22 protein-coding genes and 1 tRNA gene are annotated in these 23,296 nt (G+C 66.5%); 1 reads left to right on the plus strand and 22 read right to left on the minus strand.

Features of this window, described 5'->3' with window-relative positions:
- Positions 1–236: 236 nt before the first annotated feature.
- From AC1D2E_RS20300 to AC1D2E_RS20315, 4 genes are read right to left on the minus strand one after another with little or no spacing between them, the layout of a single operon-like run.
- Complete coding sequence (locus AC1D2E_RS20300; protein WP_478199067.1) at positions 237–1,796, minus strand: DHA2 family efflux MFS transporter permease subunit; 1,560 nt, start codon at positions 1,794–1,796, stop codon at positions 237–239.
- A 17-nt stretch (positions 1,797–1,813) separates the two neighbouring features.
- The gene (locus AC1D2E_RS20305) at positions 1,814–3,121 is read right to left on the minus strand and encodes an EmrA/EmrK family multidrug efflux transporter periplasmic adaptor subunit (RefSeq protein ID WP_478199068.1); all 1,308 of its coding nucleotides are present in this window, start codon (positions 3,119–3,121) and stop codon (positions 1,814–1,816) included.
- A gap of 39 nt (positions 3,122–3,160) precedes the next feature.
- Positions 3,161–4,639, minus strand: coding sequence for an efflux transporter outer membrane subunit (locus AC1D2E_RS20310; RefSeq protein ID WP_478199069.1), 1,479 nt, complete (start codon positions 4,637–4,639; stop codon positions 3,161–3,163).
- Entirely contained in the window at positions 4,620–5,177 is a 558-nt protein-coding gene (locus tag AC1D2E_RS20315; RefSeq protein ID WP_478199070.1) for a MarR family winged helix-turn-helix transcriptional regulator, read from the minus strand. The genes AC1D2E_RS20310 and AC1D2E_RS20315 overlap by 20 nt, the downstream gene beginning before the upstream one ends.
- A 79-nt stretch (positions 5,178–5,256) precedes the next feature.
- Between AC1D2E_RS20315 and AC1D2E_RS20320 the strand changes: the two genes are divergently transcribed.
- Complete coding sequence (locus AC1D2E_RS20320) at positions 5,257–7,065, plus strand: ABC transporter transmembrane domain-containing protein (protein WP_478199071.1); 1,809 nt, start codon at positions 5,257–5,259, stop codon at positions 7,063–7,065.
- An 8-nt stretch (positions 7,066–7,073) separates the two neighbouring features.
- Here AC1D2E_RS20320 and AC1D2E_RS20325 read toward each other — a convergent pair whose 3' ends face one another.
- The 18 genes from AC1D2E_RS20325 to AC1D2E_RS20410 form a co-directional block, all read right to left on the minus strand.
- Positions 7,074–7,514: a DUF1178 family protein gene (locus AC1D2E_RS20325; protein WP_478199072.1), complete on the minus strand. Its 441-nt coding sequence runs from the start codon at positions 7,512–7,514 to the stop codon at positions 7,074–7,076.
- 7 nt (positions 7,515–7,521) lie between these two features.
- Complete coding sequence (locus tag AC1D2E_RS20330) at positions 7,522–8,112, minus strand: NUDIX domain-containing protein (protein ID WP_478199073.1); 591 nt, start codon at positions 8,110–8,112, stop codon at positions 7,522–7,524.
- A 1-nt stretch (position 8,113) separates the two neighbouring features.
- Positions 8,114–8,434 carry a DUF2818 family protein gene (locus AC1D2E_RS20335; protein WP_478199074.1) on the minus strand — a complete coding sequence of 107 codons (321 nt, stop codon included), beginning with the start codon at positions 8,432–8,434 and terminating at the stop codon, positions 8,114–8,116.
- 7 nt (positions 8,435–8,441) lie between these two features.
- Positions 8,442–9,929, minus strand: coding sequence for an NADH-quinone oxidoreductase subunit NuoN (nuoN, locus tag AC1D2E_RS20340; RefSeq protein WP_478120784.1), 1,488 nt, complete (start codon positions 9,927–9,929; stop codon positions 8,442–8,444).
- A 28-nt stretch (positions 9,930–9,957) separates the two neighbouring features.
- Positions 9,958–11,433 (minus strand): NADH-quinone oxidoreductase subunit M, encoded by a 1,476-nt coding sequence (locus AC1D2E_RS20345; protein WP_478199075.1) that lies wholly within the window; start codon positions 11,431–11,433, stop codon positions 9,958–9,960.
- 24 nt (positions 11,434–11,457) lie between these two features.
- Positions 11,458–13,476 (minus strand): NADH-quinone oxidoreductase subunit L, encoded by a 2,019-nt coding sequence (gene nuoL / locus AC1D2E_RS20350; RefSeq protein ID WP_478199076.1) that lies wholly within the window; start codon positions 13,474–13,476, stop codon positions 11,458–11,460.
- 13 nt (positions 13,477–13,489) lie between these two features.
- A complete protein-coding gene (gene nuoK / locus AC1D2E_RS20355) occupies positions 13,490–13,798 on the minus strand; it encodes an NADH-quinone oxidoreductase subunit NuoK (RefSeq protein WP_478177542.1) in 309 nt (102 codons plus the stop codon).
- The gene (locus AC1D2E_RS20360) at positions 13,795–14,442 is read right to left on the minus strand and encodes an NADH-quinone oxidoreductase subunit J (protein ID WP_478199077.1); all 648 of its coding nucleotides are present in this window, start codon (positions 14,440–14,442) and stop codon (positions 13,795–13,797) included. Before AC1D2E_RS20360 ends, nuoK begins: the two co-directional genes overlap by 4 nt.
- Before the next feature lie 39 nt (positions 14,443–14,481).
- On the minus strand, positions 14,482–15,024 hold the full coding sequence (gene nuoI, locus AC1D2E_RS20365) for an NADH-quinone oxidoreductase subunit NuoI (protein WP_286529791.1): 543 nt from the start codon (positions 15,022–15,024) through the stop codon (positions 14,482–14,484).
- Positions 15,025–15,035: 11 nt separating this feature from the next.
- The gene (nuoH, locus tag AC1D2E_RS20370) at positions 15,036–16,112 is read right to left on the minus strand and encodes an NADH-quinone oxidoreductase subunit NuoH (protein ID WP_478199078.1); all 1,077 of its coding nucleotides are present in this window, start codon (positions 16,110–16,112) and stop codon (positions 15,036–15,038) included.
- Positions 16,109–18,253, minus strand: coding sequence for an NADH-quinone oxidoreductase subunit NuoG (gene nuoG, locus AC1D2E_RS20375; RefSeq protein WP_478199079.1), 2,145 nt, complete (start codon positions 18,251–18,253; stop codon positions 16,109–16,111). The genes nuoH and nuoG overlap by 4 nt, the downstream gene beginning before the upstream one ends.
- A gap of 21 nt (positions 18,254–18,274) precedes the next feature.
- Positions 18,275–19,615 (minus strand): NADH-quinone oxidoreductase subunit NuoF, encoded by a 1,341-nt coding sequence (nuoF, locus tag AC1D2E_RS20380; RefSeq protein WP_478199080.1) that lies wholly within the window; start codon positions 19,613–19,615, stop codon positions 18,275–18,277.
- Positions 19,615–20,148, minus strand: coding sequence for an NADH-quinone oxidoreductase subunit NuoE family protein (locus AC1D2E_RS20385; RefSeq protein ID WP_478199081.1), 534 nt, complete (start codon positions 20,146–20,148; stop codon positions 19,615–19,617). The genes nuoF and AC1D2E_RS20385 overlap by 1 nt, the downstream gene beginning before the upstream one ends.
- Positions 20,149–20,156: 8 nt before the next feature.
- Complete coding sequence (locus AC1D2E_RS20390) at positions 20,157–21,410, minus strand: NADH-quinone oxidoreductase subunit D (protein ID WP_478199082.1); 1,254 nt, start codon at positions 21,408–21,410, stop codon at positions 20,157–20,159.
- Positions 21,411–21,495: 85 nt separating this feature from the next.
- A complete protein-coding gene (locus AC1D2E_RS20395) occupies positions 21,496–22,107 on the minus strand; it encodes an NADH-quinone oxidoreductase subunit C (RefSeq protein ID WP_478199083.1) in 612 nt (203 codons plus the stop codon).
- A gap of 12 nt (positions 22,108–22,119) precedes the next feature.
- On the minus strand, positions 22,120–22,599 hold the full coding sequence (locus AC1D2E_RS20400; RefSeq protein ID WP_021008163.1) for a NuoB/complex I 20 kDa subunit family protein: 480 nt from the start codon (positions 22,597–22,599) through the stop codon (positions 22,120–22,122).
- Between the two features lie 15 nt (positions 22,600–22,614).
- Positions 22,615–22,974, minus strand: coding sequence for an NADH-quinone oxidoreductase subunit A (locus tag AC1D2E_RS20405; protein WP_478199084.1), 360 nt, complete (start codon positions 22,972–22,974; stop codon positions 22,615–22,617).
- 58 nt (positions 22,975–23,032) lie between these two features.
- Positions 23,033–23,117 (minus strand) — tRNA-Leu (locus AC1D2E_RS20410).
- Positions 23,118–23,296 lie beyond the last annotated feature (179 nt).

A 23,296-nucleotide genomic window follows, 5' to 3' on the forward strand; every position in this document is an offset into this window, starting at 1 on the left:
AAAGTCGTTCATGCGGTCCATGTATGCGCACTTGGTAGCGCGGACCGCATTGTTTGCGGGCGTAACGAAACTTGCCTACTGGGGCAAATGCCTATGCTGCAATGCAACCTAAGCTCGCCCCCAGGTTGGGCTCACTGCGTGTAGCCCGCCCACCCCCTACCGGGGGCAACACCAGCGGACTGGCRGAGCCAGATCCGCGGTGTTTCACCGACGGGCCTGGCTGCGCCGGCCGAAGATCAGTGCGCGCCGGCGGCTGCGTCCGAGGCGCCGGTGCCTCGCGCCGGCTTCGCGAGCCAGACCAAGGGGATCAGGAACAGGAACAGGATCGCCGAGCCGTAGAACACATCGTTCGAAGCCAGCATGAAGGACTGCTGGTCGACCAGGCGATTGATCTGCCCCAGCACCTGCTCGGGGCCGAAGCCGCTGGCGCCGAAGTTGGCGATGGCGCTGTTCGCCGCCGAGCTGCCGCTGTTCACCGACTCGACCAGCTGCGCATGATGGAGCGCCGCCCGGTTCTCCCACAAAGTGGTCGCGGCCGAGGTGCCGACCGCGCCCGCGGTGATCCGCAGGAAGTTCGACAGCCCCGAGGCCGCCGGGATCCGGTCCGGCGGCAGGCCCGACAAGGTGATCGTCACCAGCGGGATGAAGAAGAAGGCCATCGCCACGCCCTGGATGATGGTCGGGATCATGATGGTCCAGAAGTCGGCCTGGGTGTTGAAGTTGGAACGCATCCACAGCACCAGCGCGAACACCAGGAACGAGAAGGTCGCGTAGCGGCGCGGGTCGACCTTGCCGACCGTGAGACCGACGATCGGCGAGAAGATGATCGCCAGCATGCCGACCGGCGCCATGATCATGCCGGCCTGCGTCGCCGTGTAGCCCATGTACTGCTGCAGCCACAGCGGCAGGATCACCACGTTGCCGAAGAACAGGCCGTAGGCCACCGCGGTCGCGAACGCGCCCGACCAGAAGTTGCGCCGCTTGAAGAGCGACAGGTCCACCACCGGGTGCTTGTCGGTCAGCTCCCAGATCAGGAAGAAGGCGAAGCCGACCACGGCCACCACCGCCAGCGTCAGGATCACGGCCGAATGGAACCAGTCGAGCTCCTTGCCCTTGTCGAGCATCAGCTGCATGGCGCCGACCCAGAGCACCAGCAGTGCCAGCCCGATGCCGTCGATCGGCACCTTGCGGGTCGCGCTCTCGCGCTTGCGGTAGATGGCCCAGGTGATGCCCGCGGCCAGCAGGCCGACGGGGATGTTGATGTAGAAGATCCAGGGCCAGGAAATGTTGTCGGTGATCCAGCCGCCGAGCAGCGGCCCCATCACCGGCGCGACCAGCGTGGTCATCGACCACATCGCCATCGCCAGGCCGGCCTTGGCACGCGAATAGCTCGACAGCAGCAGCGTCTGCGACAGCGGGATCATCGGACCCGCGACGAAACCCTGCAGCGCGCGGAAGGCGATCAGCGTGGTCATGTTGGGCGCCAGCCCGCACAGCCAGGAGCTGATGATGAACAGCAGCACGCTGGCCATGAACAGGCGCACCTGTCCGAAGCGCTGCGTGAGCCAACCGGTCAGCGGCACCGCGATGGCGTTGGCCACCGCGAAGCTGGTGATGACCCAGGTGCCTTGCGTCGAGCTGACGCCGAGGTCGCCGGCGATGGCCGGCAGCGAGACGTTGGCGATCGACGTGTCGAGCACGTTCATGAAAGTCGCGGCCGAGAGCGCGATGGTGCCCCAGACGCGGGCGGAACCCTCGAGCGGCTGGATCGGCGTGGGAGCGGTGGCGTTCGACATCGCGCGCGGTCGCCCGATCAGCCCGGATGGGCTTGCGAAGAGATCGGCGAGACCTGCCGGCCGCTGGCCGCCGGTGCCTTGGGCGCCGGGTCACGGCCGAGGTTGGCGGCGATGATGCGCTGGACCACGGCGTCGGCGCCGCTGTCGAGCTGGCTGTAGACCTGCGTCTGGATCAGCGCGCTGCCGCGCGGCACTTCGGCCAGCGCCTTGCCGTCCTTCTTGGCGACGTCGATCTCGGCGTCCATCGAAAGGCCGACGCGCAGCGGGTTGGCCTTCAGCTGCTCGGGGTCGAGCGCGATGCGAACCGGCACCCGCTGCACCACCTTGATCCAGTTGCCGGTGGCGTTCTGCGCCGGCAGCAGCGCGAAGGCCGCACCGGTGCCGACGCCGAGGCCGGCCACCCGGCCGTCGTACTCGACCTTCTTGCCGTACAGGTCGGCCGTGAGCTTCACGGGCTGGTTGATGCGGATGTTGCGCAGCTGCACTTCCTTGAAGTTGGCATCGACCCACAGCTGGTTCAGCGGCACGATCGACATCATCGGCGTGCCGGCGGCCACGCGCTGGCCGAGCTGCACCGTACGCTTGGCCACATAGCCTTCGACCGGCGCCGGCATCGCGACGCGCTGGGTCGCGAGGTAGGCCTCGCGCACCTTGGCGGCGGCGGCCAGCACGCTGGGATGCTGCTCGACGCTGGTGCCTTCGGTCAACGACTCGTTGCTGGCAAGCTGCTGGCGCGCCGACAGCACGCCGGCCTGCGCCGCGGCCAGCTGGCTCTTGGCGTTGGCGAGCGCGGTCTCGGAATGGTTCAGTTCCTCCTTCGACACCGCGCCGTTGCCGGCCAGCGCCTGGCGGCGCTTGAGGTCGTCCTGGGCGCGCGCGATGTCGCTCTGCGCGCGCGCGATGTCGGCCTGCCGCAGCGTGACCTGGGCCGCCAGCGAGCCGTTGTTGACATAGAGCGTGCGGGCCTGGCGCACCGCCTGCGCCAGCGCCGCCTCGGCCTGCTCGAGCGCCACCTTGGCGTCCGAGGGGTCGAGCTGCACCAGCGGCTGGCCGGCTTTCACGAGGTCGGTGTCGTCGGCCATGATCGCCATCACGGTACCGCCGATCTGGGGCGTGATCTGGATCACGTTGCCCTGCACGTAGGCGTTGTCGGTCGATTCATAGTGGCTCGCGACCAGCCATTCGTAGGCGGCCCAGCCGACGCCGGCGAGGACCACGACCGAGGCCAGCGTGGTCAGCGCCCGGCGGCGCTTGCTGCCGGCGGCAGGCGCCGGGGCGACGGACTCGACAGGCGCAGCGGCTGGGGGGGTGTTGCTGTTTTCCATGACAGTGTCTTTCGGATTCGGAGCGATGTTCGGAAGTGTTCAGGGGTGCTGGGGCGCGGGCGCGGCGGCGGCGTGGGCGCTGTCCGGCGGCTGCCAGCCGCCGCCCAGCGCGCGCGCCAGCCCGACCTGGCTCTCGAGCGCGCGACCGGCGAGGTCGACACCGTCGCGGCGCTGCGCCAGCACCGTGACTTCGGCCGTCAGCACGTCGAGGTAGTTGCCGAGCCCGGCGCTGTAGCGCTGCAGGCCGATGTCGTAGGCGGCCTCGGCGGCGTCCTGCGCCTCCTTTTGCTGGACCTGCTGGCGGGCCACCGACTGCACGCTGGTGACCTGGTCGGCGACATCGCGCACGGCGTCGAACACGGTGGTGTTGTAGCTGTCGATCGCGGCGTCGAGATCGGCCGACTTGCCGCGCAGGTTGGCGCGCAGGCGGCCGCCCTCGAAGATCGGCAGCCGGATCGCGGGGCCGACGCCCCACTGCTGGCTGCCCGACTTCAGGAGGTTGTCGAAGCCGATGCTCTGGAAACCCGCGAAGGCCACCAGGTTGACGTTGGGATAGAACTGGGTCTTGGCGTTGGCGACGTCGCTGCCGGCGGCTTCCACGCGCCAGCGGGCGGCGGCGATGTCGGCGCGCCGGCCCAGCAGGTCGGCGGGGATGGTCTGCTGCAAGGCCAGCGCCTTGAAGTTGCCCAGGCGCGGCGGCGTCAGCGATTGCGTCGCGTCGGGCTTGGCCACCAGGGCGTCGAGCGCATGGCGCGCGATCGCGATCTGCTCGACCAGGGCCTCGATCTGCTGGCGCGCCTCGGGCACGCTGCTCTCGCTCTGCTTGAGTTGCAGGCGCGTGTCGAGCCCGGCCGCCACGCGGTCACGCACCAGCTTGAGCAGCTCTTCGCGCTGCGCCAGTGCGCGCTGCGCCACCACCAGCCGGTCGTTCAGCCGAGCCCACTGGACGTAGCCGCGGGCGACGTTGCTGGCCAGCAGGATGCGGGCGGCGTCGGCCTCCGCGGCGGCGGCATTCGCCGTGCCGATCGCGGCCTCGATCGCGGTGCGGTTCTTGCCGAAGAAGTCGAGCTCCCAGCCGGCGCTCAACTGCAGCGTGCCGGTCTCCTGGATCGAGCCGCCCAGCGGCGCCGGGTAGATGTAGTTGTCGCTGAACTTCTGCCGCATGAGGTCGAGCGAGCCGTTGATCTGCGGCTTGTCGGCCGCTGAGGCCGTCGACACGGCGGCCTGGGCGCGCGCCAGCCGGGCCTGGGCGATCTGCAGGTTCGGGTTGCCCGCGATGGCCTGGTCGATCAGCGCGTCGAGCTGCCGATCGCCGAAGGCCAGCCACCATTGGCTGTCGAGCGCCGGCATCGCCTGGGCGGCCGGGGCGGCGGCAAGGCCGAGGGTCTCGGCAGTCTGCATCTTCGGGTTCGAGGCCACCGCGCCCATGTCGGCGCAGCCGGCGACGGCCAGTGCCAGCACGGCGGCGGCGAGCGCGCCTGGACGGCGCAATGGGTGCTCAGGAAGGGGTCGATTCATCTTTTTCTTCTCCACGGGCCGACAAGGCCTGCGCGTTGTCGAGGATGCGGCGCAGGTAGCCCTTGAGCTGCTCCCACTCCTCGTTGCTGAAACCAGCCAGATGCTCGTTCTGCACCCGGCTGAGGATTTCGGGCACTTCGCGGGCCGCCGCGCGGCCCTCGTCGGTGAGCTCGATGTGGACCACGCGCCGGTCGGCGACCGAACGCACCCGGCGGCACAGGCCCTTGGCCTCCAGCCGGTCGAGCAGGCGGGTCATGGCCCCGGTGTCGAGCTCGCATTCGCGCGCCAACTCGGCGACCGTGGTCACCTTGCCCATGTGCAGCTTGTGCAAGGGCACCCACTGCGGGTAGGTCGGGCTGCCCGGCTCGCACATCTGCTGCTCCACCGACTGGGCCACCGCACTCAGGATGCGGCGCATCAGGTAGCCGATGCTCTCCTCCGCGCGGTAGGTCTCGGCCTTGTAGAAAGCCGCGGCCGCCGGCAGTCGGCCGGGCGAAGCCGGCGCGGGGCGCACTTCGGGGGTCTTGGATTCGGACATACCCGAATAATATTTGCCTCGGCAATTACTGTCAAGGCGGCCTTTGGTGGGGCAAGCGTTTCGCTAGAATGGCCGCGATATGGCCTCCTCCTCCCCCTCGCCCGCCAAAGGATCGCCAAAGTCCTTGACGGGTCTGGCGCCTTTCCTGCGCCCCTACCGCACCCAAATCATCCTGGCGATCGTGTTCCTGGTCCTGGCGGCAGCGACCACCCTGGTGTTCCCGCTCGCCTTGCGCAGCCTGATCGACGGCGGCCTGGTCTCGACCGACAAGGGGGCGCAGACGATGGCGCTGCGCGAGCATTTCGTCGCCCTGTTCGCCGTTGCGGTGGCGCTGGGGCTGTTCTCGGCGGCGCGCTTCTACACGGTCAGCTGGCTCGGCGAAAGAGTCACGGCCGACTTGCGCAACGCGGTCTACGCCCACGTGCTGCGGCAGAGCCCCGAATTCTTCGAGACCACCCAGACCGGCGAGGTGCTGTCGCGCCTGACCGCCGACACCACGCTGGTCCAGACGGTGGTCGGCTCCTCGCTCAGCATGGGGCTGCGCAACGCGGTCATGGGCGTCGGCGCCCTGGCGATCCTGGTCTGGACCAATCCCTACGTGATGGTGCAGGTGCTCGGCATCCTGGTGCTGGTGGTGCTGCCGAGCATGTGGTTCGGCCGGCGGGTTCGCAAGCTCTCGCGGGCCAGCCAGGACCGGGTGGCGGACTCCAGCGCGATCGCGGCCGAGGTGCTCAACGCGATCCCGGTGGTGCAGAGCTACACCGCCGAGGCCCGCGAAGCGGCCCGCTTCGACGCCTCGACCGACAGCGCCTTCCGCACCGCGGTGCGCCGCACCCGTGCACGCTCGGTGCTGGTGGCCTTCATCATCATCGCCACCTCGGCGGCGCTGCTGTGGGGCCTCTACCAGGGCACGCAGGCGGTACTGCGCGGCGACATCACGGCCGGACACCTGGGCCAGACCGTGGTCTACGTGATCATCCTGGCGAGCGCCGCCGCGGTGCTCGGCGAGGTCTACGGCGACCTGCTGCGAGCCGCCGGCGCCACCGAGCGCCTGATGGAACTGCTGCATGCCCGGCCGGTGATCCTGTCGCCCGAACGGCCGGTCGAGTCGGCGGTACCCGCCGCCGGCAGCGCCCTGAGCCTGGAGGGCGTGGGCTTCCACTATCCCTCGCGGCCCGGCACCCCGGCCCTGCGCGACTTCAGTCTCCAGGTCGCGCCCGGCGAGACCGTGGCACTGGTCGGATCGAGCGGCGCCGGCAAGAGCACGGTGTTCCAGCTGCTCTTGCGCTACTACGACCCGCAGGCCGGCCGCATCACGCTCGACGGCAGGCCGCTGACGGCACTGTCCCTCGATGCGTTGCGCCGGCGCATCGGCCTGGTGCCGCAGGATGCGGTCATCTTCTCGGCCAGCGCGCTCGAGAACATCCGCTATGGCCGGCCCGATGCCAGCGTCGAGGAGGTCCATGCCGCCGCCCGTGCCGCCTTCGCGGACGGCTTCCTGCGGGCCCTGCCCGAGGGCTACGACACCTTCCTGGGCGAGCGCGGCGTGCGCCTGTCGGGCGGCCAGCGCCAGCGCATCGCGATCGCGCGCGCAATGCTCAAGAATCCGCCGCTGCTGTTGCTGGACGAAGCCACCAGCGCGCTCGACGCCGAGAGCGAGCGGATGGTGCAGGCGGCACTCGAATCCGCCATGACGGGCCGTACCACGCTGGTCATCGCCCACCGGCTGGCCACGGTGCAGAAGGCCGACCGCATCGTGGTGCTGGACCACGGCGGCATCGTCGAGCAGGGAACCCACGCGGCGCTGGTGGCGCAGAACGGCGTCTATGCGCGGCTCGCCGCGCTGCAATTCACGGCGGATCCCCAGCCTGCGGCCGAAGCCGCCTGACAAGCGGCCTACTGCAGCGTTTCCTTCAAGGCTGCCGGCAGCGGCAGCGTGAAGACGGGGATGCCTTCGTCGGCCAGCGAGCGGGCCTGCTCGGGCGTCGCCTGGCCACGGATGCCGCGCTCCTGCGCCTCGCCGTAGTGCATCTTGCGGGCTTCGTCGACGAAGCGGTCGCCGACATCCTCGGTCTGGGCAATGACCTCGCGCACGGCACGCAGCCAGCGCGCCTCCGGCGAATCGGCGGCCGGGGACTCGGCCGGCGTCGCCTCGACCGGCGGCCTGGCATTGCCGAGGTTCAGCCGCGGCGCGGCCAGCAGCTTGGTGATGGCGGTGTTGCCGCACATCGGGCACTCCACGAGGCCGGCGGCAAGCTGGGTGTCGAATGCATCCTGAGACGCAAACCACCCCTCGAAGCCGTGGCCATGGGCGCACTGGAGGTTGAGGACCTTCATCCCGCGATTATCGGCCGGCTGGCAAAGATGCGTCGTGCCAATCGAGCGCCCAGGCGCCCGACAACACGTTCTGCAGCCACAGGGCGCAGGTCAGCGTCTTGGCATCCGACACCGTGCCGTCGCGGCACCAGGCCATCAATTGGTCGGGCGTGGCCGTGATCACGTCGAGGAACTCGCCGTGGTCGAGTTGCCGGTCGCCCAGCGTCAGGCCCCGCGCGAAATAGACGTGGATGATCTCGGTCGAGTAGGCGACCGCCAGGTGCATCGCGCCGGCGCGGGCCCATTCGCGGGCGGCGTAGCCGGTTTCCTCGAGCAGCTCGCGCTGGCCACAGAGCAGCGGCTCCTCGCCCGCATCGAGCTTGCCCGCTGGGAATTCGGTCATCACGTGGCCGATCGGGTAGCGGTACTGGCGCTCGAGCACCACGCGGCCGTCGTCGAGCAGCGGCACCACCACCACCGCGCCCGGGTGCACCACGTACTCGCGCGTCGCGCTGTGGCCGTCGGGCAGGCGCACCGTGTCGCGCTTGGCGTGCAGGAAGTTGCCCTTGAACAGCAGTTCGCTGGCAGTGAGCTCTTCCTTGAGGTGTTTGTCGGTCATGTCAGTGTGCTTGCGCGCTGTGGCGATGCTTCATGAGGTAGCGCCAGGTGAAGCCCGGGAACGCCAGCACGACGAACAAGGCACCCGTCACGGCGTAGAACTCCCAGCCCTGCGACGCGATCTGCCCGACCCGGCGCTCGAACAGCAGGCCGATCGCGCCGACGACCAGATAGAGCAGCACCAGTTCGGCCAGCCGGATCGCCAGCGATTTGCGCAGCGCGGCGAGCGGCACCAGCCCCAGCAGGCGCTCGTTGAGGAAAGGCAGATTGGCCGCCAGCAGCGCGACCCCCAGTACCATCCAGACCGACGCGCTCTGCGACACGGCGCGCTCAGGTGGCCAGGGTGGCCACGATCGCGTTCGCGCACAGCGTCATGAGGCCGCCGGGCAGGATGCCGAGGATCAGGATCATGGCGCCGTTGAGCGTCAGCACGGTGCGGACGTCGCCCGGTGCCGAGACCGTGCTGGCCGTGACCGGAGCGTCGAAGTACATCACCTTGACCACACGCAGGTAATAGAAGGCGCCGATCAGCGACATCACGACCGCGAACACCGCGAGTCCGATGTAGAACGCCTGGCCCGAGGCGATCAGCGCCTGCAGCACCGCCAGCTTGGCGTAGAAGCCGACCAGCGGCGGAATCCCCGTCAGCGAGAACATGGCGATCGCCATCACGCCGGCATAGAGCGGGCTGCGCTGGTTGAGGCCGGCGAGATCGGTGATCTCCTCGCTTTCGAAGCCTTCGCGCGCCAGCAGCAGGATGATGCCGAAGCTCGCCAGGGTCGTGAGCACGTACGTGATCATGTAGAACATCGACGCGCTGTAGGCGAACTGGGCGTTGTAGGTGTTGCCGTTGACCACGCCCGCCACCAGGCCGAGCAGCATGAAGCCCATCTGCGCGATGGTCGAGTAGGCCAGCATGCGCTTGAGGTTGGTCTGCGCGATGGCGGCCAGGTTGCCGACCAGCAGCGACGCAATGGCCAGCAGCACCAGCATCTGCTGCCAGTCGATCGCCAGCGGCAGCAGGCCCTCGACCAGCAGCCGGATGATGATCGCGAAGGCAGCCAGTTCGGGCGCCGCGCCGATCATCAGCGTGATCGCGGTCGGCGCACCCTGGTAGACGTCCGGCACCCACATGTGGAACGGCGCGGCACCGACCTTGAAGGCCAGGCCGGCGACGATGAAGACCAGGCCGAACACCAGCACCTGGTGATTCACCTGGCGGCTGGCGATCGCCTTGAACACCTCGTTGATGTCGAGCGAGCCGGTGGCGCCGTACATCATCGACATCCCGTACAGCAGGAAGCCGCTGGCCATCGCGCCGAGCACGAAGTACTTCATGGCCGCCTCGCTGGCGACCGCGTTGTCGCGGCGCAGGGCCACCAGGGCGTAGCTCGAGAGCGTCAGCAGTTCGAGGCCGAGGTAGATCAGCAGGAAGTTGCTGCCCGACATCATCACGAACATGCCCAGCAGCGCCAGCAGGCTCAGCGTGAACATCTCGCCGCCGTGCAGCATGCCGCGGTCGGCCGCGTAGGGCCGGCCGTAGACCAGCGTGACCATCAGCGCCAGGGTCGAGAAGCACTTGAGCCAGTTGCCCATCGGGTCGCTGACGACCATGCCGCCGAAGCCGTAGATCGTCTTGCCCAGGGAGGCGTTGAAGCCGGTCAGCACCGCGATGATCGCGAGCGTGAGCAGAGTCAGCACGTAGGTGCCGGTGCGGCGCGGGCTGGTCGAGGACAGATCGACCAGCGCGATGATGCAGGCCATGATCAGCAGCACCGCCTCGGGGTAGATCGTCATCCAGCTGAGTTTGTCAATCATCTCGTTCTCTTGTTCAGCGTGGATTCAATCAAGGCAGCTTGGAAACCGTCATGTGCTGGAGCAGCCCATCGACGGACGCGTTCATCACATCGGTGAAGGGCTTCGGGTAGAGGCCCAGCCACAGCACCGCGATGGCGAGCAGCGCCAGCATCATGAACTCGCGCGCATCGATGTCGCTGAGTTCCTTGACGTGGTCGTTGCCCACCGGGCCCAGGTAGACCCGCTTGTACATCCACAGCGTGTAGGCGGCGCCGAAGATCAGCGCGGTGGCGGCGCCGAGGCCGAGCCAGAAGTTGGCCTTGACCGCACCGAGGATCACCATCCACTCGCCGACGAAACCGGCGGTGGCCGGCAGGCCGCAGTTGGCCATCGCGAACAGCAGCGCGAAGGCAGCGAACTTGGGCATGGTGTTGACCACGCCGCCGTAGTCGGCGATCTGGCGCGAATGCACGCGGTCGTAGAGCACGCCGATGCACAGGAACATCGCGCCCGAGACGAAGCCGTGGGCGATCATCTGGACGATGCCGCCGGACACGCCGAGTTCGTTGAAGATGAAGAAGCCCAGCGTCACGAAGCCCATGTGGGCCACCGACGAATAGGCCACCAGCTTCTTCATGTCCTGCTGCACCAGCGCCACCAGGCCGACGTAGATCACGGCGATCAGCGACAGCGCGATCATGAGCCAGGCCCATTCGTGCGAGGCGTCGGGCGCGATCGGCATCGAGAAGCGCAGGAAGCCGTAGGCGCCGAGCTTCAGCATGATCGCCGCCAGCACCGCGGAGCCGCCGGTCGGCGCCTCGACGTGCACGTCGGGCAGCCAGGTGTGGACCGGCCACATCGGCACCTTGACCGCGAAGGAGGCGAAGAAGGCGAAGAACAGGAAGGTCTGGGCCGTGCCCGACAACGGCAGCTTGTGCCAGCTCAGGATGTCGAAGCTGCCGCCCGACTGGTTGTACAGGTAGATCAGCGCGACCAGCATCAGCAGCGAGCCGAGCAGCGTGTAGATGAAGAACTTGAAGGMCGCGTAGATCTTGTTCGGGCCGCCCCAGATGCCGATGATCAGGTACATCGGGATCAGCGTGGCTTCGAAGAAGACGTAGAACAGCAGGCCGTCCAGCGCCGAGAAGGTGCCGATCATGAAGCCCGAGAGGATCAGGAAAGCGCCCATGTACTGGTTCACGCGCTCGGTGATCACCTGCCAGGCCGAGATCACGACGATCACGGTGATGAAGGCGGTCAGCAGCACCAGCCAGAGCGAAATGCCGTCCAGGCCGATGTGGTAATTGATGTTGAAGCGCTCGATCCAGCGCTCCTTCTCGACGAACTGCATCGCGGCGGTGCCGTTCTGGAAACGCGACCAGAGCGGCAGCGTGACCAGGAAGCTCGCGACCGAACCGATCAGCGCGACCCAGCGGACACCCGTGGCGTGCTCTTCCCGACCGAAGGCCAACAGCGCGGTGCCGATGATGATCGGCATCCAGATGGCAAGGCTCAACAAACCCATTTTTGCTTTTCTCCAGAGAGCCGCTTAGCGCTTGAACCAGACGAAGTACGACATCAGGATGAAGATGCCGAGCAGCATCGAGAAGGCGTAGTGATAGATATAGCCCGACTGCAGCCAGCGCACCGCGCCGGCGATGCGGCCGACCAGCTTCCAGGAGCCGTCGACGATGGCGCCGTCGATGATTCCCTGGTCGCCGCCCTTCCAGAGACCGGTGCCCAGTGCGCGGGTGCCGCGCGCGATGACGTTCTCGTTGAACCAGTCCATGTAGTACTTGTTCTCGAGCAAGCGATAGATCGGGCCGCAGGCGCGCTTGATCGCGGCCGGCAGCGCCGGGTTCACCAGGTACATGTACCAGGACAGGAGCACGCCGGCGAGCGCGAGCCAGAACGGCGCCGCGGTCAGGCCGTGCACGGCCATGGCCATCGGACCGTGGAAGGCCTCGGCCAGTTCCTTCATGGCTTCGTGCTGGGTGTCGTCGATGACGATCGCACCCTTGAAGAATCCGCCGTAGAGCATCGGCTCGATGGTCATGAAGCCGATCACGACCGACGGAATGGCCAGCAGCACCAGCGGCAGCCAGACCACCCACGGCGACTCGTGCGGCTCGTGGTGGTCGCCGTGGCCGTGGCCATGGTCGTCGTGGTGCGCGTCCGGATTCTGGTCGAAGCGCTCCTTGCCGTGGAACACCAGGAAATACATGCGGAACGAATAGAAGGCCGTGACGAACACGCCCGCCAGCACCGCGAAGTAGGCGAAGCCGGAACCCCACAGGTGGCTCTCGTGGACCGCCTCGATGATGGTGTCCTTCGAGTAGAAGCCGGCGAACAGCGGCGTGCCGATCAGCGCGAGCGACCCGATCAGCGAGGTGATCCAGGTGATCGGCATGTACTTGCGCACGCCGCCCATCCAGCGGATGTCCTGGTTGTGGTGCATGCCGATGATCACCGAGCCGGCGCCGAGGAACAGCAGCGCCTTGAAGAAGGCGTGCGTCATCAGGTGGAACACGGCCGCCGAGTAGGCAGAGGCGCCGAGCGCGACGGTCATGTAGCCGAGCTGCGACAGCGTCGAATAGGCGACCACGCGCTTGATGTCGTTCTGGATGATGCCCAGGAAGCCCATGAACAGCGCAGTGATGGCGCCGATCACGAGGATGAAGCTCAGCGCCGTGTCGCTCAGTTCGAACAGCGGCGACATGCGCGCCACCATGAAGATGCCGGCCGTGACCATGGTCGCGGCGTGGATCAGCGCCGAGATCGGGGTCGGGCCTTCCATCGAGTCGGGCAGCCAGACGTGCAGCGGGAACTGCGCGCTCTTGCCCATCGCGCCGATGAACAGGCAGATGCAGATCACGGTGATCAGCATCCACTCGGTGCCCGGGAAGGTGATCTTGGCCAGCGCGTCGGCCTTGGCGAAGGCTTCGCCGTAGTTCAGCGTCCCGGCGTAGGCGGCGATCAGGCCGATGCCGAGGATGAAGCCGAAGTCGCCCACGCGGTTGACCACGAAGGCCTTCAAGTTGGCGAAGATCGCGGACGGCCGGTTGTACCAGAAGCCGATCAGCAGATAGGACACCAGGCCCACCGCCTCCCAGCCGAAGAACAGCTGGAGCATGTTGTTGCTCATCACGAGCATCAGCATCGAGAAGGTGAACAGCGAGATGTAGGCGAAGAAGCGGTTGTAGCCCTCGTCGTCTTCCATGTAGCCGATGGTGTAGACGTGGACCATCAGCGACACGAAGCTCACGACGCACATCATCATCGCGGTCAGGCCGTCGACCAGGAAGCCGACTTCCATCTTGAGGCCGCCGACCGTCATCCATTCGTAGATGGTGGCGTTGAAATGCGCGTCGTCGCTCACCACGCTCTGCAGCGTCATGGCGGAAATGATGAAGGACAGCAGCACGCCGAGGATGGTCAGCGAATGCGTGATCCGGCGGCCGATCTGGTTGCCGCCGAACTTGGTGCCGAACAGGCCGGAGACGACGGCGCCGACCAGCGGCGCCAGCGGAACGATCAGCAGGGAGGATGCGGAAAGAGTAGCGCTCATGAGTAAACCTTCTTCAGCCCTTGAGCGCGTTGAGCTCGTCGATGTTGATGTTCGACTTGTTGCGGAACAGCAGCACCAGCAGCGCCAGCCCGATGGCCGACTCGGCGGCCGCGACCGTCAGGATGAAGAAGACGAAGACCTGTCCGTGCATGTCGCCGAGGAAGTACGAGAAGGCGACGAAGTTCGTGTTGACCGCGAGCAGCATCAGCTCCACGCACATCAGCAGCACGATCAGGTTCTTGCGGTTCAGGAAGATGCCGATCACCGACAGCGCGAACAGCATCGCGCCGAGCGAAAGAAAGTGTCCGAGCGTGAGCGTCATGCCTTGGTCTCCGCTGCGGCCGCGGGTTGTTCCGCGACCGGTTCAGCCTGGCGCGTGGCAGGCATCTGGACGATGCGCACGCGGTCGCGCGCCTTGACGCGGACCTGGTCGGCCGGGTTCACGTACTTGCTGTCCTTGCGCCGGCGCAAGGTCAGCGCGATGGCGGCGACGATCGCCACCAGAAGGATCACGGCGGCAATCTCCAGCGGGTAGAGATACTGCGTATAGAGCAGCTTGCCGAGTTCGAGCGTGTTCGAGGTGTCCGGACCGGTGGCCAGCGGGCTCTTGGGCGCGCTCAGGCGGAAGCCGCCCATCAGCACCGCGGCCATCTCGAGCGCGATCAGCGCGCCGGCGCCGGCGGCCAGCGGGAAGTGCTTCCAGAAGCCCTCGCGCAGGCCTTCGACATTGATGTCCAGCATCATCACCACGAACAGGAACAGCACCATCACCGCCCCCACGTAGACCAGCACCAGCGAGATCGCGAGGAATTCCGCGCGCAGCAGGAGCCAGATGGCCGATGCCTGGAAGAACGCCAGCACCAGGTAGAGCGCCGCATACACGGGGTTGCGCGCGGTGATGACGCGGAAGGCCGCGAACAGCAGCACCGCGGCAAACAGATAGAACAGACCGGTCTTGACGTCCATGGATCGGATTCGTTTTCTTCGAGGTTCGGGCCAGCCGCTTCAGCGGTACTTGGCGTCCGCCGCCTTGTTGGCGGCGATTTCTTTTTCGTAGCGGTCGCCGACGGCGAGCAGCATGTCCTTGGTGAAGTACAAGTCGCCTCGCTTCTCGCCGTGGTATTCGAAGATGTGGGTCTCGACGATCGAGTCGACCGGGCAGCTCTCTTCGCAGAAGCCGCAGAAGATGCACTTGGTCAGGTCGATGTCGTAGCGCGTGGTGCGGCGCGAGCCGTCGTCACGCACCTCGGATTCGATCGTGATCGCGAGCGCCGGGCAGACGGCCTCGCAGAGCTTGCAGGCGATGCAGCGCTCTTCGCCGTTCTCGTAGCGGCGCAGCGCGTGCAGGCCGCGAAAGCGCGGCGACAGCGGCGTCTTCTCTTCCGGGAACTGGACGGTAATCTTGCGGCTGAAGGCGTACTTGCCGGTCAGCGCCAGGCCCTTGAACAGTTCCACCAGCATGAAGCTGGACAGGAAGTCCTTGAGCGAGAACGGTGCGGACGCGGTCGTCGAGGAGCGCGCAAGCGCGCTGGCGGAGGGCGCAGTCATGGCAGTTCCAGTTATTTCCAGATGTTGAAGGGGGTCTGCATCCAGGCGCCGACCACCACCAGCCACACCAGCGTGACCGGAATGAAGATCTTCCAGCCCAGCCGCATGATCTGGTCATAGCGGAAGCGCGGGAAGGTCGAGCGGACCCAGAGGAACATCGTGACCACGCAGAAGGTCTTGATGCCGAGCCAGATCCAGCCCGGGATGAAGGCCAGGAAGTCGAACGGAGGCAGCCAGCCGCCGAGGAACAGCACCGCGCACAGGATCGAGACCAGCCACATGTTGGCGTACTCGGCCAGGAAGAACATCGCGAAGCTCATGCCCGAGTACTCGATCATGTGGCCGGCGACGATTTCCGATTCGCCTTCGACGACGTCGAAGGGGTGGCGGTTGGTCTCGGCCAGGCCCGAGATGAAGTAGACGACGAAGATCGGCAGCAGCGACAGCCAGTTCCACGACAGGAAGCCGATGCCCAACGAGGCGAAGTGGCCCCTGCCCTGCCCGGTCACGATGTCGGTCATGTTGAGGCTGGCCGAGACCATCAGCACGACGACGAAGCAGAAGCCCATCGCGATTTCGTAGCTGACCATCTGGGCCGAGGCGCGCAGCGCGCCCAGGAAGGCGTACTTCGAATTCGAGGCCCAGCCCGCGATGATCACGCCGTAGACCTCGAGCGAGGTGATGGCCATCACGAACAGCAGCCCGGCGTTGATGTTCGCCAGCGCCACTTCGGGTCCGAAGGGAATGACCGCCCAGGCGGCCAGCGCCGGCATGATCGTCATGATCGGGCCGAGCAGGAACAAGCCCTTGTTGGCGACCGTCGGCAGGATGATTTCCTTGGTCAGCAGCTTGAGCGCGTCGGCGATCGGCTGCAGCAGGCCCAGCGGGCCGATGCGGTTGGGGCCGATGCGGATCTGCGTGAAGCCGATGGCCTTGCGCTCCCACAGCGTGAGGTAGGCGACCGCGCCCATCAGCGGGATCACGACGACGATGATCTTGATCAGGGTCCAGATCACCGGCCAGAGGAAGCCGGCCCACCAGCCCGCGGACACCAGGCCCAGGCCGAAGCCGTGCAGCGCGTCGATCATGCCGACACCTCCTGCGCGGCCGCTGCCTGGCGGGCGTCGGCGGTGAGTTGCAGCGAAGGTGCGCGGCGCACGATCGAGTCGAGCTGGTAGATGCTCGCGACCACCGGAGCCGGTTGTGGCGCGGCGCTGGTATCGATGCCGGCGACGGTGGCGTTGGACAGCTTGTCGGCCGCCACCTGGGTCGGCGAACCAAGCTCGGCCAGCACGTCGGCGGTGGACTCGAACGCGAAGCCCGGCAGGCCCAGCAGATTGGCCAGCACGCGCAGCACCTTCCAGGCCGGACGCGCTTCGCCCTGCGGCTTGACGACCGCATGGAAGCTCTGCACGCGGCCCTCGGCATTGACGAAGCTGCCCGGCGTTTCGGTGAACGGCGCGATCGGCAGCAGCACGTCGCTGAATTCGAGGTTGGCCTTGAAGGGGCTCAAGGTGACGACCATCTGCGCGTGCGCGAGGCCTTCGATCGCGGACTCGCCCGCGGCCGAATCGAACACCGGCTCGGTGTTGAGCAGCAGCGCCGCCTTGAGACCGCCCGCGAGCATCTGGCCCGCGTTCAGGGCGCCGTCCTTGGGGCATGCGCCGACCAGCTGCGCGCCGACCGTGTTGGCGGCTTCGGTCAGGTAGCCGACGCTGGCACCGGTCTGGCCGCCGATCCAGTTGGCGAGCGYCAGCAGGCTGCTCGCGCGAGGATGGTGGGCAGCGGCATTGCCGAGCAGGATCGCCTTGCGTTCGCCGCCAAGCAGCGATGCGGCCAGGGACTTGGCGGCGTCGCTGGGGGCGTCGCCGAGCGCCAACGGCGCAACGGCACCGGTGCTCTCGGCGATCGCGCCGGCGAGCTCCACCAGCGCGTCGACCCATTGGTCGGCGGGCATGCGCACCGCATTCGCGAGCGGGATGGCCCAGGCGTCGGCATCGGCCAGCAGCTCGGGCGAGGTGATGGCGTTCAATGCGCCACCCTTGCGCACCGACTGGCGGATGCGCTGCGCGAACAGCGGATGGTCCTTGCGCAGATTCGAGCCCACGACCAGCACGCGCTGCAGCTGCGACAGCGAGGCGATCGAGGTTCCGAGCCAGCGGATGCCTCCGGCCGCGCCGAACTCGGCGTTGCGCAGGCGGTGGTCGATGTTGTTGCTGCCCAGGGCTTGCGTCAGCATCTTGGCGAGTTGCAGTTCCTCGAGCGTGCTGTGCGGGCTGACCAAGGTGCCGATGCTCCGGGCGCCGTGATCGGCCTTGATCTGCTTGAGGCCGTTGGCGACGTATTCGAGCGCGGTCTGCCAGTCGACCTGTTGCCACTGACCGCCCTGCTTGAGCATCGGCTGCGTCAGGCGCTCGGGCCCGTTGAGGGCCTCGTACGAGAAACGGTCGCGGTCGGCGATCCAGCACTCGTTGACGTCTTCGTTCTCGAGCGGAACCACGCGCATCACGCGGTTGTTCTTGACCTGGACGATCAGGTTGGCGCCGGTSGARTCGTGCGGGCTGACCGACTTGCGGCGCGACAGCTCCCAGGTCCGGGCGCTGTAGCGGAAGGGCTTGCTCGTGAGCGCGCCGACCGGGCAGATGTCGATCATGTTGCCCGACAGCTCGGAGTCGACCGAATCGCCGAGGAAGGTCTCGATCTCGGAGTGCTCGCCGCGCTGCGTCATTCCGAGCTCCATCACGCCGGCCACTTCCTGGCCGAAACGGACGCAGCGCGTGCAGTGGATGCAGCGGCTCATCTCTTCCATGCTGATCAGCGGGCCGACGTCCTTGTGGAACACGACGCGCTTCTCTTCCTCGTAGCGCGAGGAGGAGCCGCCGTAGCCCACGGCCAGGTCCTGCAGCTGGCATTCGCCGCCCTGGTCGCAGATCGGGCAATCGAGCGGATGGTTGATCAGCAGGAACTCCATCACCGACTGCTGGGCCTTGATGGCCTTCTCGCTCTTGGTGCGGACGATCATGCCCTGCGTCACCGGCGTGGCGCAGGCCGGCATCGGCTTCGGCGCCTTTTCGACGTCGACCAGGCACATGCGGCAGTTGGCCGCGATGCTGAGCTTCTTGTGATAGCAGAAGTGCGGGATGTAGGTGCCCGCCTTGTCGGCCGCATGCATGATCATGCTGCCTTCGACGATGTCGACCTTCTTGCCGTCGAGTTCGATTTCAACCATATATTTTTCTCGCGCCCCTCATCAGGCCTTGGCCGGCGTCTTCGGGACGTAGCCCGGGATCAGTGCCTCGAACTCGTGGCGGAAATGCTTGATCATGGCCCGCACCGGCATCGCGGCGGCATCGCCCAGCGCGCAGATGGTCCGGCCCTGGATGTTGTCGGCGACCGAGTTCAGCAGGTCCATGTCGGAGGCCTTGCCGTGGCCGTTGTGGATGCGGTCGACCACGCGCCAGAGCCAGCCCGTGCCTTCGCGGCACGGCGTGCACTGGCCGCAGGATTCGTGCATGTAGAAGTACGAGAGACGCTTGAGCGACTCGACCATCGAGCGACTGTCGTCCATCACGATGACGGCGCCCGAGCCCAGCATCGAGCCGGCCTTGGCGATGGAGTCGTAGTCCATCGTGCACTGCATCATGATGTCGGCCGGCAGCACCGGCGCCGACGATCCGCCGGGAATCACGGCCTTGAGCTGGCGGCCCTTGCGGACACCGCCGGCGAGCTCGAGCAGCTTCGAGAACGGCGTGCCCATCGGCACTTCGTAGTTGCCGGGCAGCTCGACGTCGCCGCTGACCGAGTAGATCTTGGTGCCGCCGTTGTTCGGCTTGCCGCACTCGAGGTACGCCACGCCGCCGTTGTTGATGATCCACGGCACCGCGGCGAAGGTCTCGGTGTTGTTGATCGTGGTCGGCTTGCCATAGAGGCCGAAGCTGGCCGGGAACGGCGGCTTGAAGCGCGGCTGGCCTTTCTTGCCTTCGAGCGATTCGAGCAGTGCCGTCTCTTCGCCGCAGATGTAGGCGCCGAAGCCGTGCGCCGCATGCAGCTGGAAGTTGTAGGTGCTGCCCATGATGCCGTCGCCGAGATAGCCGGCGGCGCGCGCCTCTTCCAGTGCTTCCTCGAAGCGGTCGTAGGTCTGGAAGATCTCGCCGTGGATGTAGTTGTAGCCCACGCTGATGCCCATCGCATAGGCGGCGATGGCCATGCCCTCGATCACGATGTGTGGGTTGAACTGCAGGATGTCGCGGTCCTTGCAGGTGCCGGGTTCGCCCTCGTCCGAGTTGCAGACCAGGTACTTCTGGCCCGGGAACTGGCGCGGCATGAAGCTCCACTTGAGGCCGGTCGGGAATCCGGCGCCGCCGCGGCCGCGCAGGCCCGAGGCCTTGACTTCGGCGATCACCTGGTCGGGCGTCAGGCCCTCGCTGAGGATCTTGCGCAGCGCCTTGTAGCCGCCGCGGGCTTCGTAGTCGGCCAGCCGCCAGTTGGTGCCGTTGAGGCCGGCGTAGATCTGCGGCTCGATGTGGCGGTCATGAAAACAGGTCTGGACACCGGTGGCCTGGAACTGCGAGAGCACTTGCTCGGGCGACATCATTGGGCCCCCTTGGCGGTCGCGCCGCGCAAGCCGTCGATCAGCTGATCGAGCTTTTCGTTGCTCATGAAGCTGCACATGGTGCGGTCGTTGACCAGCATCACGGGCGAATCGGCGCAGGCGCCGAGGCACTCGCTCTGCTGCAGCGTGAACAGGCCGTCGGGCGTGGTCTCGCCCATGCGGATGCCGAGCTTCTTCTCGAGATGGGCCAAGGCGTTGGCACCGTCGCGCAGCTGGCACGGCAGGTTGGTGCAGACGTTGAACTTGTAGGCGCCCACCGGCCGCTGGTTGTACATGTTGTAGAAGGTCGTGACCTCGTGCACCGCGATCGGCGCCATGCCGAGGTAGGCGGCGATCTCGCGCTCGCGCTGTTCGCTGACGAAGCCTTCGTCCTGCTGCACGATCGCCAGGCAGGCCATCACGGCCGACTGCTTGCCGGCCGGCGGGTACTTGGCGACCTCGCGGGCGAAGCGCTCCAGCGTGGCGGCCGAAAGCGCCGGTTGGCTGCCGTGGGATGAAGAGTCGGAATGCATGGGGTGGCTCATCGATCGATCTCGCMGAACACGATGTCCATGGTGCCGATCACGGCAACCGCATCGGCGATCATGTGGCCGCGCGCCATTTCGTCGAGCGCCGCCAGATGCGGGAAGCCCGGTGCGCGGATCTTCAGGCGGTAGGGCTTGTTGGCGCCATCGCTTACCAGATAGATGCCGAACTCGCCCTTCGGGTGCTCGACGGCGGCATAGGCCTCGCCCTCGGGCACATGGAAACCTTCGGTGAAGAGCTTGAAGTGATGGATCAGCTCTTCCATGTTGGCCTTCATCGACTCGCGCGCCGGCGCCGCCACCTTGTGGTTGCTGGTGATCACCGGGCCCGGGTTGGCGCGCAGCCAGGTCGAGCATTGCTGGATGATCCGGTTGGCCTGGCGCATCTCCTCGACGCGCACCAGGTAGCGGTCGTAGCAGTCGCCCGTGACGCCCACCGGCACGTCGAATTCCATGCGGTCGTAGACGTCGTAGGGCTGCTTCTTGCGCAGGTCCCAGGCGATGCCCGAACCTCGCAGCATCGGACCGGTGAAGCCGAGGTTGAGCGCCCGTTCGGGCGTGACGACGCCGATGCCGACCGTGCGCTGCTTCCAGATGCGGTTGTCGGTGAGCAGCGTCTCGTACTCGTCGACCATCTTCGGGAAGCGCTTGCAGAAATCGTCGATGAAGTCGAGCAGCGAACCCTGGCGGTTCTCGTTGAGCCGCTCGATCGCCTTCGCGTTCTTGATCTTGCTGACCTTGTACTGCGGCATCGCGTCCGGCAGGTCGCGGTAGACGCCGCCAGGACGGAAGTAGGCCGCGTGCATGCGCGCGCCCGACACGGCCTCGTACATGTCGAACAGGTCTTCGCGCTCGCGGAAGCAGTAGATGAGCATGTTCATCGCACCGCAGTCGAGGCCGTGCGCGCCGAGCCACAGCAGGTGGTTCAGCAGCCGGGTGATCTCGGCGAACATGACGCGGATGTACTGTGCGCGCAGCGGCACGTCGAGGCCCATGAGGCGCTCGATCGCCAGGCAGTAGGCGTGCTCGTTGCTCATCATCGACACGTAGTCGAGCCGGTCCATGTAGGGCAGCGACTGGATGAAGGTGCGCGATTCGGCGAGCTTCTCGGTCGCGCGATGCAAGAGCCCGATGTGCGGGTCGGCGCGCTGGATGACTTCGCCGTCGAGCTCGAGCACCAGGCGCAGCACGCCGTGCGCCGCGGGGTGCTGGGGACCGAAGTTCAGGGTGTAGTTCTTGATTTCGGCCATCAGGCCTCCCGCCGGGCCGCCCCAAGGGCAGGCCGCGCCCCCTCGGGGGGCAGTGAATACACGAAGTGATGAACGTGGGGGCTCATTAGTGCAATCCACCACCGTAGTTGTCTTCGCGGATCACACGGGGCGTGATCTCGCGCGGCTCGATCGAGACCGGCTGGTAGATCACGCGCTTCTGCTCCGCGTCATAGCGCATCTCGACATGGCCGGACACCGGGAAGTCCTTGCGGAACGGGTGGCCGATGAAGCCGTAGTCCGTCAGGATGCGGCGCAGGTCGTCGTGGCCCTCGAAGACGATGCCGTACAGGTCGAAGGCCTCGCGCTCGAACCAGCCGGCGGCATTCCAGACGCCGGTCAGCGAATCGACGACCGGCAGGTCTTCGTTGGGCACGAACACCTTGAGGCGCACGCGCTGGTTGAGGCTCACGGACAGCAGGTGCGAGACGACGCCGAAGCGCTCACCTTCCCACTCGCCTTCGCGGTAGCCGGAGTAATCCATGCCGCAGAGATCGATCAGCTGCTCGAAGCGGCAGCCCGGCGCGTCACGCAGCAGGGTGGCGGCTTCGAGGTAGTCGGCGGCACCGACCACCACCGTCACCTCGCCCAGCGCGAGCGTGACGCTCTTCGCCTTGGAGCCAAGCGTTTCGGTGATCTGGGTCTGCAGCGCCTCGGGAGAAATGGCAAAGTCGGTCATGTCTCTCGCTTTTCAGGCGCGCGCGATCGTGTTGGTGCGACGGATCTTCTGCTGGAGCTGGATGATTCCGTACAGAAGCGCCTCGGCGGTCGGCGGGCAGCCCGGCACGTAGACGTCGACCGGCACGATGCGGTCGCAGCCGCGCACGACCGAATAGCTGTAGTGGTAGTAGCCGCCGCCATTGGCGCAGGAGCCCATCGAGAGCACCCAGCGAGGCTCGGGCATCTGGTCGTAGACCTTGCGCAGCGCCGGCGCCATCTTGTTGCACAGCGTGCCGGCCACGATCATCAGATCGGACTGGCGCGGGCTGGGGCGGAACAGCATGCCGAAGCGGTCGATGTCGTAGCGGGCGGCGCCCGCATGCATCATTTCCACGGCACAGCAGGCCAGACCGAAGGTCATGGGCCACAGTGATCCGGTCTTGGCCCAGTTCACCACCGAGTCGTAGGTGGTGGTGACGAAGCCTTCCTTCATGACGCCTTCAATGGCCATTTTGCGGATTCCTTGTCATTCCCAATCGAGCGCGCCTTTTTTCCACTCGTAGACGAAGCCCACGACGAGGATGGTCAGGAAGATCATCATGGCCCAGAAGCCGACGGCACCGATCTCCTTGAGCGCAATGGCCCAGGGAAAGAGAAAAGCGATTTCGAGATCGAACAGGATGAAGAGGATCGCGACCAGGTAGTACCGGACGTCGAACTTCATGCGCGCATCTTCGAAAGCCTCGAAGCCGCATTCGTAGGGGGAATTCTTGGCCCGATCAGGCCGGTTGGGACCGAGGATGTAACCCAGAACCTGCGGAGCGACGCCGACCCCGACGCCGACCAGGATGAACAACAGGACGGGAAGGTAGGAATCGAGGTTCATCAGGGGGTTCTATCACCGCTTGACACTGGCAGGAAGCACATTTCCTGCCAGTGAGATTTGGTGCGGTCGGCGAGACTCGAACTCGCACAGCTTTCGCCACTACCCCCTCAAGATAGCGTGTCTACCAATTTCACCACGACCGCGGTTTTTGCTGCCCGGATGGCATGAGGAACCTTGTAAGGTTTTGGCTTTCCGGAACAGCTTTAGAGTTTACCCTGAAAATCGGCCGTTTTCACTCGACGGCCAAAGAGATCGCACGCGTTTACTTGGCCGGGATCTGGCCCGCCCCTGCCGCGGGCGCAACCGGCGCCGAGGCCGGAGC

This window comes from Variovorax sp. P1_H2 (assembly GCF_056405295.1).